The 15,001-nt window shown below is 71.1% G+C and carries 15 protein-coding genes; 7 read left to right on the top strand and 8 right to left on the bottom strand.

The features are described 5' to 3' along the window. Positions 1-2: 2 nt before the first annotated feature. From MAA44156_RS22915 to MAA44156_RS22895, 5 genes are read left to right on the top strand one after another with little or no spacing between them, the layout of a single operon-like run. The gene (locus tag MAA44156_RS22915; protein WP_065370910.1) at positions 3-2,333 is read left to right on the top strand and encodes a CaiB/BaiF CoA-transferase family protein; all 2,331 of its coding nucleotides are present in this window, start codon (positions 3-5) and stop codon (positions 2,331-2,333) included. A gap of 1 nt (position 2,334) precedes the next feature. After that, positions 2,335-2,664, top strand: a complete 330-nt coding sequence (locus MAA44156_RS22910; protein WP_009979925.1) for a hypothetical protein — start codon at positions 2,335-2,337, stop codon at positions 2,662-2,664. Beyond that, on the top strand, positions 2,654-3,820 hold the full coding sequence (locus MAA44156_RS22905) for a thiolase family protein (protein ID WP_023880684.1): 1,167 nt from the start codon (positions 2,654-2,656) through the stop codon (positions 3,818-3,820). Before MAA44156_RS22910 ends, MAA44156_RS22905 begins: the two co-directional genes overlap by 11 nt. Continuing rightward, positions 3,817-4,248, top strand: coding sequence for a Zn-ribbon domain-containing OB-fold protein (locus MAA44156_RS22900; RefSeq protein WP_009979923.1), 432 nt, complete (start codon positions 3,817-3,819; stop codon positions 4,246-4,248). The genes MAA44156_RS22905 and MAA44156_RS22900 overlap by 4 nt, the downstream gene beginning before the upstream one ends. Continuing rightward, positions 4,245-4,895 (top strand): PadR family transcriptional regulator, encoded by a 651-nt coding sequence (locus tag MAA44156_RS22895; protein ID WP_009979921.1) that lies wholly within the window; start codon positions 4,245-4,247, stop codon positions 4,893-4,895. Before MAA44156_RS22900 ends, MAA44156_RS22895 begins: the two co-directional genes overlap by 4 nt. Here MAA44156_RS22895 and fadD1 read toward each other — a convergent pair. The 3 genes from fadD1 to MAA44156_RS22880 form a co-directional block, all read right to left on the bottom strand. Beyond that, on the bottom strand, positions 4,834-6,474 hold the full coding sequence (gene fadD1, locus MAA44156_RS22890) for a fatty-acid--CoA ligase FadD1 (RefSeq protein WP_009979920.1): 1,641 nt from the start codon (positions 6,472-6,474) through the stop codon (positions 4,834-4,836). The two genes, MAA44156_RS22895 and fadD1, sit on opposite strands and share 62 nt — an antisense overlap. Before the next feature lie 86 nt (positions 6,475-6,560). Next, the gene (locus tag MAA44156_RS22885; protein ID WP_009979919.1) at positions 6,561-7,322 is read right to left on the bottom strand and encodes an SDR family NAD(P)-dependent oxidoreductase; all 762 of its coding nucleotides are present in this window, start codon (positions 7,320-7,322) and stop codon (positions 6,561-6,563) included. A 75-nt stretch (positions 7,323-7,397) separates the two neighbouring features. Beyond that, entirely contained in the window at positions 7,398-8,228 is an 831-nt protein-coding gene (locus MAA44156_RS22880; protein WP_009979918.1) for an alpha/beta fold hydrolase, read from the bottom strand. A 71-nt stretch (positions 8,229-8,299) separates the two neighbouring features. On the opposite strand from MAA44156_RS22880, the gene MAA44156_RS22875 reads away from it, so the two are divergent. Further along, positions 8,300-8,908 carry a TetR/AcrR family transcriptional regulator gene (locus MAA44156_RS22875; RefSeq protein WP_003874308.1) on the top strand — a complete coding sequence of 203 codons (609 nt, stop codon included), beginning with the start codon at positions 8,300-8,302 and terminating at the stop codon, positions 8,906-8,908. Between the two features lie 42 nt (positions 8,909-8,950). On the opposite strand, the gene MAA44156_RS22870 is transcribed toward MAA44156_RS22875, so the two are convergent. The 3 genes from MAA44156_RS22870 to MAA44156_RS22860 all read right to left on the bottom strand — a co-directional run bounded on the left by MAA44156_RS22870 (position 8,951) and on the right by MAA44156_RS22860 (position 11,889). Then, complete coding sequence (locus MAA44156_RS22870; RefSeq protein ID WP_255250785.1) at positions 8,951-9,586, bottom strand: TetR/AcrR family transcriptional regulator; 636 nt, start codon at positions 9,584-9,586, stop codon at positions 8,951-8,953. A 1-nt stretch (position 9,587) separates the two neighbouring features. Continuing rightward, positions 9,588-10,874: a lipase family protein gene (locus MAA44156_RS22865; RefSeq protein WP_009979917.1), complete on the bottom strand. Its 1,287-nt coding sequence runs from the start codon at positions 10,872-10,874 to the stop codon at positions 9,588-9,590. Positions 10,875-10,944: 70 nt separating this feature from the next. Beyond that, a complete protein-coding gene (locus MAA44156_RS22860; RefSeq protein WP_009979915.1) occupies positions 10,945-11,889 on the bottom strand; it encodes a CE1 family esterase in 945 nt (314 codons plus the stop codon). A gap of 75 nt (positions 11,890-11,964) precedes the next feature. Between MAA44156_RS22860 and MAA44156_RS22855 the strand changes: the two genes are divergently transcribed. Next, positions 11,965-12,420 (top strand): MarR family winged helix-turn-helix transcriptional regulator, encoded by a 456-nt coding sequence (locus tag MAA44156_RS22855; protein ID WP_023860853.1) that lies wholly within the window; start codon positions 11,965-11,967, stop codon positions 12,418-12,420. Positions 12,421-12,426: 6 nt separating this feature from the next. On the opposite strand, the gene MAA44156_RS22850 is transcribed toward MAA44156_RS22855, so the two are convergent. Continuing rightward, positions 12,427-13,236, bottom strand: coding sequence for a polysaccharide deacetylase family protein (locus MAA44156_RS22850; protein WP_009979912.1), 810 nt, complete (start codon positions 13,234-13,236; stop codon positions 12,427-12,429). A 237-nt stretch (positions 13,237-13,473) separates the two neighbouring features. Continuing rightward, positions 13,474-14,883 (bottom strand): alpha/beta hydrolase, encoded by a 1,410-nt coding sequence (locus tag MAA44156_RS22845; RefSeq protein ID WP_009979911.1) that lies wholly within the window; start codon positions 14,881-14,883, stop codon positions 13,474-13,476. Positions 14,884-15,001 lie beyond the last annotated feature (118 nt).

Here is a 15,001-nt window from a genome sequence, read left to right as displayed (position 1 = left end):
GGGTGGGCCCGGCGCCGTTCGCGCACTGGCGCGTGCTGGAGTTCAGCAACGGCCTGGCGGTCTCCTACTGCGGCAAGATGTTCGCCGACGCCGGCGCCGACGTGGTGAAAGTGGAGTCCCCCCAAGGGGATTCGATGCGCCGCTGGTCGGCGGGCGGGCCGCCCGGGGCGCTGTTCGGCTATCTGGCTGCCGGCAAGAGGTCGGTGGTCGGCCGCGGCCGGGCCGAGGTCGCGGCGCTGCTGGCCGGCGCCGACCTGGTGCTCACCGACCTCACCGACGGCTGGACGCTGGACGAAATCACCGGGCGCACCGGGCCTTCGGCGGTGGTGGTGGCAATCACCCCGTTCGGCACCACCGGCCCCTACGTCGACCAGCAGGTGGTGGCCAACGAGTTCATTCTGCAGGCGCTGTGCGGGTCGATCGCCGGGCGGGGCTGGCCGGGCGACGAGCCGGTGCAGGCCGGCGGCCGGCTGGGCGAATGGCTGGCGGGCACGTTCGCCGCGGCCGCCGCGGCGGCGACCGCCCGGCATGCGGCCCGCACCGGCCGCGGCGAGGTGATCGACGTCTCGACTTACGAGGCCATGGTGATCGCCATGGGCGGTCTGTCCGCCATGTCGGCGAGCGTGCTGGGGGCCGATTCGCTGCTGCACGAACGCAGTTTGGAGCTGCCCTCGATCGTCCCCACCGCCGACGGCATGGTCGGCTTCTGCACCATCACCGCCCAGCAGTTCCAGGATTTTCTGGTGATGATCGACCGCGCCGACCTCGTCGACGACGCCGAGCTGGCATCCTTCGCCGGCCGTGTCGCGCGCCGCGACGAATTCCTGGACATGGTCACCGGGTGGACCCGCACCCGCACCACCCAGGAGATCGTCGACCTGGCGGTGGCGTTCCGAATCCCGGTGGCGCCCATCGCCACTCCCGAGACACTGCCCAAGCTGGACCACTTCGTGCAACGCGGCGTGTTCGTCGAGTCCCCGGCCGGTGTGCTGGCGCCGCGGGTGCCCTACCGCAGCGACGCCATCACCACCCGGCCGCCGTCGGAGCCGCCGGCGTTGGGCGCCGACAACGGGCGGGTGCACTGGCCGCCCCGGCCCGAGCCGGCCCGCGGCGAGGACGCCGGCACCCTTCCGCTGTCCGGCATCCGGGTCACCGACCTGACGGCCTTCTGGGCCGGCCCGGTCGCCACCCAACTGCTGGGCGCCCTGGGCGCCGACGTGATCAAGATCGAGGGAGTGCGCCGGCCGGACGGCATGCGGTTCTCCGCGGGCCGCCCGCCCGACTGGGACCAGTGGTGGGAGTGGGGCCCGGTCTTCCTGTGCAGCAACAACAACAAGCGGGGCATCAGCGTCGACCTGGGCACCGAGGCGGGACGGAGCATCGCGCTAGGGCTCATTGCCGCAAGCGATCTCGTCGTCGAGAACTTCTCGCCCCGGGTGATGGCGAACTTCGGCCTGGAATGGGACGCGGTGCGCGCGGCCAACCCGCGCGCCGTCATGATCCGGATGCCCGCCTTCGGCCTGGACGGCCCGTGGCGCGATCGGGTCGGATTCGCCCAGACCATGGAGCAGGCGACGGGTATGGCCTGGATGACCGGACACCCCGACGGCCCGCCGGTGATTCCGCGCGGCGTCTGCGACCCGATCGCCGGCCTGCACGCCGCTTTCGCGGCAGTGGCCGCGCTGACCGTCCGCGACCGCGAGGGCACCGGCATGCAGGTGGAAGCGACCATGGTGGAGGCGGCGCTGAACGTGGCGGCCGAGATGCTGGTCGAATACTCGCGCAACGGAATCGCGCTGCGCCGCAATGGAAACCGAGGACCAGGCGCCAGCCCGCAGGGCGTGTACCGGTGCCGCGGTGACGACGCGTGGGTGGCGCTGGCGGCGCTGGACGACACCGCCCGCGCGTCGCTGGCCCGGCTGCTGGGCCGCGCGGAGCCGGGCGACACCGGCTGGGACGAGCACGCCGACGACGTCGACAAGCTCATCTCGGACTGGGCCGCGGGCCGTACGGTGGCCGACGCGGTGGACGCGCTGCGCGCCGCCGGGGTGGCCGCCGCGCCCGTCACACCGGCCGCGGCGCTGCTGGCCGACCCGCAGCTGCACGCCCGCGGCTTCTGGGAGACCGTCGATCATCCCGTCGCCGGCTCCTTCCTGTGTACCGGAATGCCTTTCGCGTTCCTCGGCAAACCGCGGCGCTGGCTGCGCCGGGTGCCGCCGCGCTACGGCGAGCACACCGCCGAGGTGCTCACCGAGCTGCTGGGGCACAGCGACGCCGACCTGACCGAGCTGCGGGCGTCGGGAACCATCAGCGACCGGCCGGCGGGCCTGTGACATGGCGGTCAGCCTGCGCGTGCCGCCCCGCGCCGGCGAGCTGTGCGCAGCGGTGCGCTTCCTGGTGCGCCGGGACTCGGTGGTGATCGAGCTGACCGCCCGGCACCGCATCACCGGCGTCGAGTGGGACCCCGATGAGCGGGCGGTGGCGATGGTCGTCGAGATCACCGACCCGCAGACGGCCCGACCGGTGGACGTGCGGATCGACGTCCTGGCCAAGGGCGCGCCTCGAGCGGATTCCCGCTGCACACTGATCGGCGAAATCGACCGCGACGGAACACGATTCGACGTCGTTGGCACCTATCTCGGAGTGGTGGCGGATGAAAACTAAACCGGCGAAGCGCACCGCGGCGATCGTCGGCGTGCACAACACCCGGCAAGGCCGGCGCCTGGACGGGGAAACCTCACGCAGCCTGGCGCTCAAGGCCATTCGGGGCGCCCTCGACGACGCCGGGCTGTGCCTCGACGACGTCGACGGGATCAGCGCCGGCCCGCTGTCCACCGCGCTGATCTACGACCTGCGACTGGGCCCGGCGTGGCAGGGGCTCGGGTTCGGGGTCGGCATGATCACCGAGGCGGCCACCGCCATCGAACACGGCATGGCCGAGGTGGTGGTGCTGGTCGCGGCCCAGGCCGGTGAATACCGCGACCACGAGGCCACCGCGCCGTGGACCCGGCCGGAGAACGAATTCGTCGCCCCCTGGGGCATGTTCACCACCGCCGAGTTCGCGCTCATCGCGCGCCGGCACATGCACGTCTACGGCACCACCCGCGAACAACTCTCGACGGTGGCGGCCACCATCCGCAACAACGGGTCACGCAACCCCGAGGCCGTCTACTACCGACGGGGCCCGTTCACGCCGGCCGACATCACCGCGTCGCGGCCCATCGCCGACCCGTTCCACCTGCTGGACTGCGCGACCACCTCCGAGGGCGGCTGCGCGCTGGTGCTGGCCAACCTCGAAAAGGTCGACACCGCAAGCCAACCCATCTACGTGCTGGGCAGCGGCGCGGACTTCCACGGCCCGTCCTACCAGCACCCGCCGGCCTACGACCTGGCGGGCCGGCGCGGCGGCGACGTGAACGGCGTGGTGGGCCGGCGGGCCGCCGACTGCGCCTTCGCCCACGCCGGGCTGCGCCGCGACGACGTCGACGTGCTCGAACTCTACGACCCGTTCTCCTTCGAAATCATCCGCCAGCTCGAGGCATTCGGGTTCTGCGGGGACGGCGAAGGCGGGCCGTTCGTCGCCGACGGGCACATCGCCCTCGACGGCAGCCACCCGGTCACCACCGACGGAGGAACCATGTCGTTCAGCCACGCGGGCTCCAATCCGCAGATGATGCAGCGGGCGATCCGGGCCGTGCAACAGCTGCGCGGCCAGGCCGGCGAGCTGCAGGTCCCCGACGCCCATATCGCCTTGTGCAGCAACGGGGGAGCCGGTGCACTGTTCACCACCGTGCTGATCCTGGGGGACGAGCCGCGGTGACCGCCGAGCCGTTGCGGCCCCAGACCGGGCCGGTGCCGCACGCCAGCAGCCCGCTGAGCGTGCCGTTCTGGGAGGGCTGCCGGTCACGGCAGCTGCGCTATCAGCGGTGCCGCGCTTGCGATCTGGCCAACTTCCCGCCGACCGAGCATTGCCGCCAGTGCCTTTCGGACGACATCGGCTGGCAGCAGAGCGGCGGCCGCGGCGAGATCTACAGCTGGACCGTGGTTCATCGGCCGGTGACCGCGGAGTTCACCCCGCCCTACGCGCCGGCCATCATCACCCTGGACGAGGGCTACCAAATGCTCACCAACGTCGTCGGCGTGCCGCCGGGCGACCTGCGCGTCGGGCTGCGGGTGCGGGTGCAGTTCCACACCGTCGCGGCCGACGTGACGCTGCCGTACTTCACCGCCGAGACGGACGGTTCGTGAGCCCCCGAACCAGCAACGGGCTGCCGGTCACCGCCTACCTGGTGCTCGGCGTGCTGGCGGCCAACGACGAGCGACTCACCGCCGGCGAGATCAAGACGCGCGCCGAACTGTCGGTCGGCCACTTCTACTGGTCGCCGTCGGTCAGCCACGTGCGCCGCGAACTGACCCGGCTGCTGGCCCGCGGCATGGTCGCCCAGACCGGCGCGCAATCCGGCAAGCGGGCCATCACCTTGTACGAGACCACCGACGCCGGGCGCGACGCGCTGCGCCGCTGGGTGCAGCATTTCCCGGGGCAGGACCAGGTGGTGATCAAACACCCCGTCATCCTCAAGACCTGGCTGGCCCGCGGCGAGGATCCCGAACGCATCGTCGACACCCTGGAACGGCATCTGGACGCCACCCGGGCCCGGCTCGACGAGGCGCTGTGGTCGCGGCGGCGGTCGCAGGAACTCGGCATCACCGAGGACCCGGAGCAGCGGTTCTCCTTCGCCGTGCTGGACTACGCGATCCGCGGGCTGTACGCCGAGATCTCCAACATCTCCCAGCTGCGCGACGAGATCGCCGGCGGCACCAGCCGCGACCCGGTCAAACGGGTGCGACGGTCGAAGGGGCAGATCCGTCGCCGGGCACCCCGCAGTCCGGGCTAGCCACCACCGTGTAGGCGGTGCCGCGCGGCTCGCGCTCCCAGAGCACCTCGCCGGCGGCTACCGCGGTGCCCTGCGAGATCAGTTGGCGTTTCAGCACTTTGTGGGTGGCGGTGCTGGGCAGGTCGGCGGCGATGCGGACATAGCGCGGCCGGGCCTTGGGGGACAGGTCGGGCTGTGCGTCCAGGAACACCTCGAACGCGGCCGGGGTCAGGGTTTCCCCGTCGTTGAGGACGACGGCGGCCATCACCTGATCGCCGACATGCCCGTCCGGCACGGCGTACACCGCGACACGGTTGATCGCGGTGTGCCGCAACAGGATTCGTTCGATGGGAGCGGCCGCGAGGTTCTCGCCGTCCACCCGCATCCAGTCCGCGGTGCGGCCGGCCAGGTAGATCCAGCCGTCGGCGTCGCGGTAGGCCAGGTCGCCGGACCAGTACATGCCGTGCCGCATGCGCTCGGCGTTGGCGTCGGGGTCGTTGTAGTAGCCGGTGAAGAAACCGGAACCGGCGGTGTTCACCAACTCGCCCACCGCTTCGTCGGCGTTGATCAGCGCGCCGTCGGCGTCGAACCGGGCGACAGGGCATTCGGTGACGGTATCGCTGTTGTAGATCGCCACCCCGTCGATGCCCCGGCCGATCGAGCCCCTCGGCGTGCCGGGTTCGCGGATCACGATGACGGCGTTCTCGGTCGACCCGAAGCCGTCCTCGACCTGCACACCGAACCGGCGGCCGAACTCCTCGATGTCCTTGTCGTTGGCCTCGTTGCCGAACGCCACCCGCAGCGGGTTGTCGGCATCATCGGCGCGCTCCGGGGTGGCCAGCACGTAGGCCAGCGGTTTGCCGACGTAGTTCATGTAGGTGGCGCCGTAGCGGCGGATGTCGTCGAGGAAGTTGCGCGCCGAGAATTTCGCCGGCACGATCGCGGCCCCCGAGCACACCGCGGGCGCCCATCCTGCGACCACCGCGTTGGAGTGAAACAGCGGCATCGACACGTAGCAGGTGTCGTGTTCGGTGAGCCCGAAGCGCTGCACCAGATTGCTCCCCGCGAACACCGCCATCAAATGGGATACCTGCACCGCCTTGGGGTTTCCGCTGGTGCCCGAGGTGAAGATCATCATGAACGGGTCCATCGCGGCGACCTCCCGATGCGGGGTCAGCTCCCCGGCGGCGTCGACGAACCCCGCCCAGTCCGGCGTCGAGGTGTCCAGGATCTGCGTGCCGGCAAGGTCCAAGCCGTCCAGCAGCGGCCGGTGCTCGGCGTCGGTCACCACGAACTGGCAGTCGGCGCGGCGAACGTCGGCGGCCAGCGCCTCGCCGCGCCGGGTGGTGTTCAGCCCGCACAGCACGTAGCCGCCGAGGCCGGCCGCCGCCATCTGGCTCAGCATCTCGGGGGTGTTGCCCAGCAGGGTGCCGACGTGCATCGGCCGTCCCGGGTCGGCGGCGCCCAGCAGGGCCGCGGCCCGGGCCGCCGTGCCCCGCAGATACTGGGCCCAACTCCATTGCGTGTCACCGTATTTCACCGCGACACCGGGGTCGGGCCACCGTTTGCGCAGCAGCGCCTGGATCGTGTCCTCAGCCATCGGTCGGCCCCACCTTCACTATGCCTGCCCTGCGAGACGAGACGGTCCGTCTTATAGTAGCGGCCGAGCGGCGGCGGGCGGGCGGGCTATGCGCCCACCATCATCAGGCCGCCGTCGACGGCCAGCAGTTGTCCGGTGATGAAGCCCGACCCCGGCCCGGCCAGGAACACCAGCATCGGCCCGAGGTCGCGGACCGGCTCGCCCAGCGCGCCACCCAGCGGGATCATCATCTGCATCTGCTGGTCGATCAGCGCGGCGGCGTCCGGGCCGAGGAACGCGCGGAGCCGGTCGGCGCCCGGCGTCTGCACCGCCGGGGCAAGGGCGTTGACGGTGACGTGGTCGGCGGCCCAGGCCTTGGCCGCCGAGCGGGTCCAGGCCTGCACCGCGCCCTTGGTCGCGGCGTAGACGGCCGAAATCGGGCTGCCCATAACGGCTTCCGAGGAGCCGAAGTTGATGATCCGGCCGCCCTTGGGGTCTTGGGCCTTCATGGCGGCGTGGGCGGCTTGATTGGTCAGGATGGTCGACTTGACGTTGGTGTCCAACAGAAACGAGATGTCGTCGGCGCCGATGCAGCCGGGTATCCCCGGCTGCCACAGCCCCGCGGCGTGCACCAGCACGTCGAGCCCACCCAGGTGCTCGGCGGCCCGGTGGACCAGGGCCGAGACGGCGTCGGCGTCGCGCGCGTCGCACTGCAACCAGTGCGCCGTCAGATCCGGCGGCGGTGGCGTCGTGTGATAGGTCGCGACGACGTCGGCGCCCGCGTCGGTGAGGACGCTGACGGCGGCCGCGCCGATACCGGTGGCGGCGCCGGTCACCAGGATCCGCCGGCCCCGCAGCTCGTCTGTCACGCCCGCGAGCGTAACCCCACGGCGAAAATCCCAACGAGATTTCGCCGTGGGGTTACGCGCGTGAACCGCAACGCCTCAGGTGCGCACCGCGACCGTCGACAACAGATCGGCGAGCCGGTCGGGCTGATCGACCATCGAGAAGGTCCGCGCCCCCGCGATGACCTCGTGGCGGGCGTTCGGGATCGTCGCGGCCAGCCGCGCGCCGTCCTCCTGCGCGAAGAACACGTCGTCGGCCGACCATGCGATCAGCGTGGGCTTGTCGAAGTCGTACAGCCGCGCCGCCGCCGCCGTGGTCACCTCGGTGCGCAGCGACAGGGTGAACCGGCGCAGGTCCTCGGCGACCGCGGGGAGCGAGAGCGCCGGGCGCACCCAGAGCTCGGTGAGCGCGTCGATATTGCTGTGCGCCAGGCCGTCGAACGCGCGCTTGCGCACCGCGGGTGCGCGCATGGCCTGGGCCACCGCCCGGAACGTCGCCTTGGACTTGGCGGCCAGGATCACCGGCCGCAGGACCGGGGGTGGAAAGTGTTCGAACGCATCGCAACTCGTGAGCACCAGCGCGCCCAGCCGCTCGCGGTGGTGCACGGCCACCAGCTGGCTGACCACCCCGCCGGTGTCGTTGCCGACCAGCACCACGTCCTCGAGGTCCAGCGCGGAGAGCAGCTCGGCGACCATGGCGGCCACCCCGGTGATGGTCCGGTCGGCGCCGCGGCGCAACGGCTCCGGGTGCGCGCCCATCGGCCAGGTCGGGGCGATGCAGCGCAGCCCGCGGCCGGCGAGCCGGTCGCCGACCTGACGCCAGAGTTGGCCGCCCATCAGGTAGCCGTGCACGAACACCACGGGCCTGCCGTCCGCGGGTCCGGTTGCTTCGTAATGGATGGTTCCGGCACTAATGTCGATCGTCGACATGGAGAACTCCTAGCTCAGAGGAATGTACACTTACAAACAGGCTGCCTGTTCGTAAGTTACCAACAGACTGTATGGAAAGCAAGAGACGGACCCAGGAAGAGCGCTCCGCGGCGACCCGCGACGCGCTGATCGCCGCTGCCCGCAAGCTGTGGGGGCTGCGCGGCTACACCGAGGTCGGCACCCCCGAGATCGCCGCGGCCGCCGGGGTCACCCGGGGCGCGATGTACCACCAATTCGCCGACAAGGCAGCGCTTTTCCGCGCGGTGGTCGAGGCCGTCGAGCAGGATGTGATGGCGCGGATGGCGGTGGTGGTGGCCGAATCCGGGGCGAGCACACCCACGGACGCCATCCGCGCCGCGGTCGACGCCTGGCTGGAGGTGTCCGCCGATCCCGAAGTGCGGCAACTTATCCTGCTGGACGCACCGAGCGTGCTGGGCTGGGCCGAATTCCGCGATGTCGCGCAGCGCTACAGCCTGGGCATGACCGAGCAGCTGCTCACCGAGGCGATCCGGGCCGGCGAGTTGGCCGAGCAACCGGTGCGTCCGCTGGCGCACGTGCTGATCGGCGCGCTCGACGAGGCGGCCATGGTGATCGCCACCGCCGACGATCCGGACCGCGCCCGCCGGGAGACCCGGCAGGTGCTGCAGCGGCTGGTCGACGGGATGTTCGACGCACGCTGACCGGCGCGCGAGCCGAATGCCGTGTCGGACACGCGGTTTCGTTTACGCACCGCGGACGTGGGCGACGCCGGCGATGACGCCCTGGATGAGCCGGTCGAGTTGCCCGGCATCGTCGACGGCCGGCTGGCCGGCGACGAAGGTCAGCATGATCCCGTTGATGAACGCCAGGGTGGCGGTCGCCTGGTCGTCGACCAGCGCCGGGTCCGGCGCGCTGCCGGCCGGATGCCACTGGGTGACGACGTTGCGGGCCAGTGCGTAGAGCCGGTCCGCCGACTCGCTGAGCGCGGCGGCCAGTTCCGGGTCCCGGCCGGCCAGCAGCGCGAGTTCGTAGCGCGCCTTGGCACGGGTCAGCCACGGCTCGCTGTTCACGTACATGACGATGCGGGCCAACCCGGCGGTGCCGGCGAACTCGGTGGCGTGATCCTCGGCGAGCTCGGCCATCATCGAGAAGTCGGCGACGTCGAGCTCGGCCAGCCGGCCGGCCATGGCGTGCACCAGCGCCTTGCGGGTGCGGAAGTAGAACGACGTGGTGCCGGCCGGGACGCCGGCGCGGTCGTCGACCTTCGGGTGGCTGACACCGTGCAGCCCGTTGCCGCCCAGCAATTCGATTGCGGCGTCGGCGAGTTGGCGGCGCCGCTGCGCGGCGTTGTGCTTTCTGCGGGCAGCGATGCACCCCAGTCTAAAACTGGCCGCAGTTGGGCGCGGTGGGTTCTCCGCGGAAGCGGGCGGCGATCCACTGCATGGCCGGCTCGCCGTCGACCAGCATCGGCAGCGCGTGGTTGATGACGAGCTTGTTGAGGAAGGGCGGCTCCTCGTTGGTGCGGAACTCCACGTCGGCGCCCTGGGCGCACCAGTCGCGGCCCAGCTGGTTGGCGGCCGTCCACGGCACCAGCGGGTCGTAGCGGTTGCTGTTGATCAGCACCGGCGCGTTGGGTTTGTAGCGCCCGATCCGCTGCGCCTCGAACAGGCTGTTGAAAGGCTCCTCGTTGACAAGTTGATTGATGTCCTCGGTGAAGTAGGGCTGAATGTGGCGAAACATGAAGTCCAGCAGGGTTTGTCCGACGCACTGGCGGGACACCGATTCCAGCATCGCCAGCCCGCGCGGCGTCATCTTGGAACGGATGGCGTCGGCGAATTCCGGGTAGGCGGCCATCACGCTGTTCAGCGCGTACCCGACCACGCCGACCAGCGCGCTGCCGTCCGCGTAGGGCAACAGCTCCTTGAGGTCGGCCGGCGGCGCCCCGGCGTAGGTGCCCACGATGTGCAGGTCGGGCGCGTATTGCGCGGCCAGCTCGGCCGCCGACGCGGTGGCGCCGCCGCCTTGTGAATAACCCCAAAATGCCACCGGCCCATGCGGATCCAGCGAGGTGCCGGGCAGTCGCATCGCGGCCCGGGCCGCATCGAGCACGGCCTGCCCCTCGGCCACCCGGCCCACGTACGTGTGCATCGGCGGCGTGCCCAGGCCCTGGTAGTCGGTCATCACGATGGCGAAGCCGCGGGCCACCATGGTGGCCACGAACAGCTCCTCGTAGTTGAACATGATGTCCCAGCCGCCCGAATAGTGGATGCCCTGGTTGAACATTCGCGACGGGGCGCACTGATTGCCCTGGCCCTGGGTGCCGGGCGCGTAGCTGATCAACGGCCTGGGCCCGCCGTACGGCCAATCGTTGTAGGGCTCGAAGTAGGTGCCGGTGACCGCGATCGGGTTGCCGCGGGTATCGGTGCTGCGGTACATGATCCGGGTCCCGGTGGCCATGATGGCGCCGAGCTGGCCGGAGGGCTCCAGCACCAGCCGCGACGGCTCGGTGCGGATCAGGTCGCCCGGCCGCCCGGGCGGCAGCGGATCGGGCGGGGTGTAGAAGTCGGCGTATTGCGGCTCGTCGCCGTCGGCCCGCGCGATCGCGGGTCCGGTCAGGGTGCCCGCCATCAACACCAGTGCTGCGAAAACTCCCGCGACGCGGCGCATTACGGAACGGTAACAATCGCGCACGACCAGCGGAAGACCAATCTCTAATTTTTTAGAGATTGGCCGCTCGCTAACGGTGATTACGGGCGAAGAATTGCCAGATCGTGTCGGTGGCGTCCAGCGCCGTCGACGGCGCCGGAATTCCGGCCACCTTTTCCGCCAGGGGGCTGGACGCCCCGCCGGGCCATTGGTGGCCGGCCCCGGCCACCGAGATCAACTCCACCGTGCGGCCGTCCGCGCAGCCGGCGGTCTGGGTGGTGACATCGCCGGCGGTGGTCGAGCTGGGCGGCCCGCAGGCGTCGATGGCGCGCCAGGTGGCGTTGACCGATTCCACCGACGGCCCGTCGACCCGCGGGGAGCCGTTGAGCGCGAACGCCTTTCCGGGTCCGCCGGCATAGGGCACCCGGTCGTCGGCGGTGCCGTGGATCTGCAGCACCGAGGCCGGCCGGGCCGCGGAGCAATCGGTGAGCAACGTGCCGGCCACCGGGGCGATCGCGGCGAAGGTGTCGCTCTGGCAGCCCAGCCGCAGCGCCATCATGGCGCCGTTCGACATGCCGGTGACGTAGACGCGGGCACGATCCACCGGGATCTGCGCCTCGATGGCGCCGACCACGGCGTTGACGAATCCGACGTCGTCGGTGCCGCCGTGTGCCGGCTCGCCGCAACAGGTTCCGGCGTTCCAGGCGCGGCCCAGGCCGTCGGGGTAGGCGACCAGGAAATGCCCGGCGTCGGCCTCGGCGTCCCAGTGGTAGGCGCGCTCGGCCTGCTCGCCGTTGCCAAAGCCGCCGTGCAGCATCACCACCAGCGGGGCCGCCTCGCTCAGCCCCTGCGGGCGGTACAGGTGATAGGTGCGGGACGTGCCGCCCGACTGCAGGGTGTGGGTGGATGGCCCGACCGGAATCGATTGGGAGTCAGGCGTTCCCAGCGCATGCCCGCCACCGAGGCAGCCGGCGAGCACGACGACCAGAACCGGCAGCAGACCGAGGCTGACCGCCCGGGCGCATCCGAATCGCATAGGGCCATGGTGGCAGCCGGCGGGCATTTTGACAAGTAACTTGTCAATCCGTTCCGGGGTGGCAGACTGATCGGCATGCGAGAGGGAGCGCGCGGCGGGTGGGAGCCGACCGTGCCGGCGCTGGTGAACCTGGTCGCCGCCGCCGGCGCACCGCGGCTGCGCGCCGCGTTCGCCGAGGCCGGCCTCGACGGGATCCGGCCCGCCCAGTCGCTCGCCCTGGTGCCGCTGGCCGCGGGCGGATTGCACGCCTCCGATCTGGCCGACCGGCTGCGGGTGAGCCGGCAGGCGGTGGCCCAGGCGGTCGCGGCCCTGGAGCGGCACGGCTATGTCACCCGCACGCCCGACCCGGCCGACGCGCGCGCCCGGATCATCGAGTTGACGCCGCGGGGTCGGCAGGCACTGCAGGTGATGCGCGCCAACGCGATCGCCATGGAGAAGCGGTGGCGCAAGGTGCTCGGCGAGCGACGGCTGACCGAGTTGCGCGAGACGCTGACGATGCTGCTGGCCGCCGAGCGGGAGCCCGGCGGGTAGTGCGCCTTACGGCGTCTTCAGGAACACGTCGTTGAGGGTGACGGTGCGCAGGTTGCGTTCCCGGATGATGTCGACCAGCTGCGGGTAGACGTGGGTGACCGGCAGGTGATTGAGGTGCCCGATCACGATGGCCTGCGGCGTGAAGTACTGATCGGCCATCTGCAGGATGTAGTCCTCGGTGATCAGCGTCGAATCCGACAGCGAGCCCGACCACAACGTCGGCACCTGGTAGCCAAGGTCGGCGGCCACGGCGTCCACGGTGGCGTTGCGCTTGGCGTACGGCGGCCGCCAGTACGGCTTGGCGCCGATGCCGTACGTCTTCTTCAGGAACGCATCGTTACGCGAGAGTTGTTCGGCCACTTGCTCTTTGGTCAGCGTCGTCAGGTCCGGGTGCGACCAGGTGTGGTTGCCGAGCTGGATCTGGCCGCTGTCGACCAGCGGGCGCAGCAACTGCAGGTTCTCGGTCCACGAGTCGTAGACCCCGTTGACGAAATAGGTCAGCCGCACGCCGGTGTCCTTGGCGAACTGCGTATAGGCGCGCACCACCTCGCTGTTGACGCCGTCGTCGACGGTCAGCGCCAGCAGGTCGCCCTCGCCCGGGATCTTCATCAGCGCGCCGCCGCCGGGCAGCGGGATGCGGGCGCTCAGCGGGGGAGGCGGCAGCAGGGCCTGCGGGGCGGTCGGGCCGGACGTCGGTATGGCGGCCGCCGGCGTCTGGGCGAAGGTGCGCGGTTGCGGATCGACGATGAGCCGCGCGGCGCCGACGCCGGCCACGACCGAGGCGGCGAGCGATCCGAGGAACTGGCGGCGGTTCATGGCTGGACAGGCGGGGCGGCGATCATCCGGCGGCAAGGCCACGGCGGGTTCGGCCCCGGGGCGCACCGGCCGACGAGCGCGTCCCTGCCGGGACCGTTGCCGGGGCGAAACATCGAGGCCACAGCAGCGAACCGTACCATTCGGGCCGCCGATCCGGCGGCTCCGTTACGGGTGGGTCAGCTGTGAATTATGGGGAATTTGTCGCCTATCGCCCCCGAGACAGCCCAGCTGCCGGAATCACCGCGGCGGCGCGGCGGCCCGCTGCGGCAGCTGCACCGGTTCGGTGTTGGGCGTGCCGATCGTCCAGGCCAGCCACGGCAGCGCGGTGGCAAACGCCTGGGCGGCGAACGGCCAGTCGTGCTTGCCCGGCTGGGTAACCACCGCGCAGGCGATGCCGTTGGCGGCGCCGACCGCGCACAGCGAGTGCGCGGCGGCATCCTGGCCCTCGGGGTTGGCGGCCGGGTCGCTGCTGGACGCCACCAGGGCGGGTGCTGGATCGGCGTTGCCCTGCTGCGCGGTGCGCGCCACGTCGGCCCCGGGCACCTCGAACCAACCGGACAAGTCGGCGTAGCGACCGTGCCTGGTCATCACCGTGACCGGGTCGAAGGCCGCCCACGCGGCCTGATCGCCGCCGAAGAGCCGCGCCACGGATTGGTCCTTGGGGCCGACGTTGGGGCCGCGGTCGCCCGCGATGTCGACGAAGGCGCGGAACATCTCCGGGTGCATGACGGCCAGGTCGACGGCGCAGGTGCCGCCCATCGACCATCCGGCGACGCCCCAGTTGGCCCGGTCGGCGCTGACGCCGAAGTTCGACACCATGAACGGCTGAATGTCCTTGGTCAGGTGGTCGGCGGCGTTGCCGCGGCTGCCGTTGACGCACTCGGTGTCGTTGTCGAACGAGCCGGTGGGATCGACGAACACCAGCACCGGGGCGAACCCGTGGTGGGCGGCGGCGAAGTAGTCGATGGCGGTGAAGGCGCCGCCCGGGCCCAGCCAGTCGGCCGGGGTGTTGAAGGCCGAGCTGATCATCATGACCGCCGGCAATCGGGGTGGGGGGTTGCTGTTGAACCACGCCGGGGGCAGATAGACCAGTTCACGGCGGTGCGCGAAGTGGGAGCCCGACGGGCCGTTGCCGTCGATGTCCACCGGCACCACCACGCCCTTGCTCGGCCTGGTGCCGGCGATCTGCATCTCGGTGACCCGCAGCCGGTCGATCTGGTCGGGCAGCGGCGCCTGGGTCAGCTGGTTCCACGCCGCGAGCACGGTGGGGAAGTAGCCCACCCAGCCGTTCAGCGCCAGGCCCGCGCACAGCACGCACAGCGGTATCGACAGCACCGCCAGCCCGCGTCGCCACCAGCGCACGCCCCGCCAGCCCACCAGGAACACGGCCGCGGCCAGACCGCTCAGCGCGATCCACAGCCACAGCGCCGTCGGCGCCGGATCCCCGGCCACCCCGAGCGAGGTGATGTACCAGCGCGCCAGCACGGTCACCGCGACCGCGGCGACCAGCGCCGCCGGCAGCACCCGCTTGAGCCAGCCGCGGGCCCGCCAGTGGATCGCGGCGACCAGCATCAGCAGCGCCAGGCCCTGCACGGTCGGCGGCAGCCAGCCGTGCAGCAGCGACAGTTGTCCGAAGAACTGCTCCAACGGTCGTGACCTTTTGCTAGATCGAGCGCTGCGCGAGGGGGAGGTGGCGGTCGACCGGTCGGCCGGGATGACCGAAAGCGGCGGCCCGACCAACTATCCCATACCGGCGCCGCCGGCC

Source organism: Mycobacterium avium subsp. avium, assembly GCF_009741445.1.
Classification (GTDB): Bacteria; Actinomycetota; Actinomycetes; order Mycobacteriales; family Mycobacteriaceae; genus Mycobacterium; species Mycobacterium avium.
This window is presented reverse-complemented; position numbering and strand designations above follow the sequence as displayed.

Coding starts and splice junctions, on each gene's coding strand:
- MAA44156_RS22855 (WP_023860853.1), top strand. CDS start 11,965: ATGCGAGAGGGAGCGCGCGGCGGGTGGGAGCCGACCGTGCCGGCGCTG.
- MAA44156_RS22910 (WP_009979925.1), top strand. CDS start 2,335: ATGGCGGTCAGCCTGCGCGTGCCGCCCCGCGCCGGCGAGCTGTGCGCA.
- MAA44156_RS22880 (WP_009979918.1), bottom strand. CDS start 8,228: ATGTCGACGATCGACATTAGTGCCGGAACCATCCATTACGAAGCAACC.
- fadD1 (WP_009979920.1), bottom strand. CDS start 6,474: ATGGCTGAGGACACGATCCAGGCGCTGCTGCGCAAACGGTGGCCCGAC.
- MAA44156_RS22865 (WP_009979917.1), bottom strand. CDS start 10,874: ATGCGCCGCGTCGCGGGAGTTTTCGCAGCACTGGTGTTGATGGCGGGC.
- MAA44156_RS22860 (WP_009979915.1), bottom strand. CDS start 11,889: ATGCGATTCGGATGCGCCCGGGCGGTCAGCCTCGGTCTGCTGCCGGTT.
- MAA44156_RS22905 (WP_023880684.1), top strand. CDS start 2,654: ATGAAAACTAAACCGGCGAAGCGCACCGCGGCGATCGTCGGCGTGCAC.
- MAA44156_RS22850 (WP_009979912.1), bottom strand. CDS start 13,236: ATGAACCGCCGCCAGTTCCTCGGATCGCTCGCCGCCTCGGTCGTGGCC.
- MAA44156_RS22875 (WP_003874308.1), top strand. CDS start 8,300: ATGGAAAGCAAGAGACGGACCCAGGAAGAGCGCTCCGCGGCGACCCGC.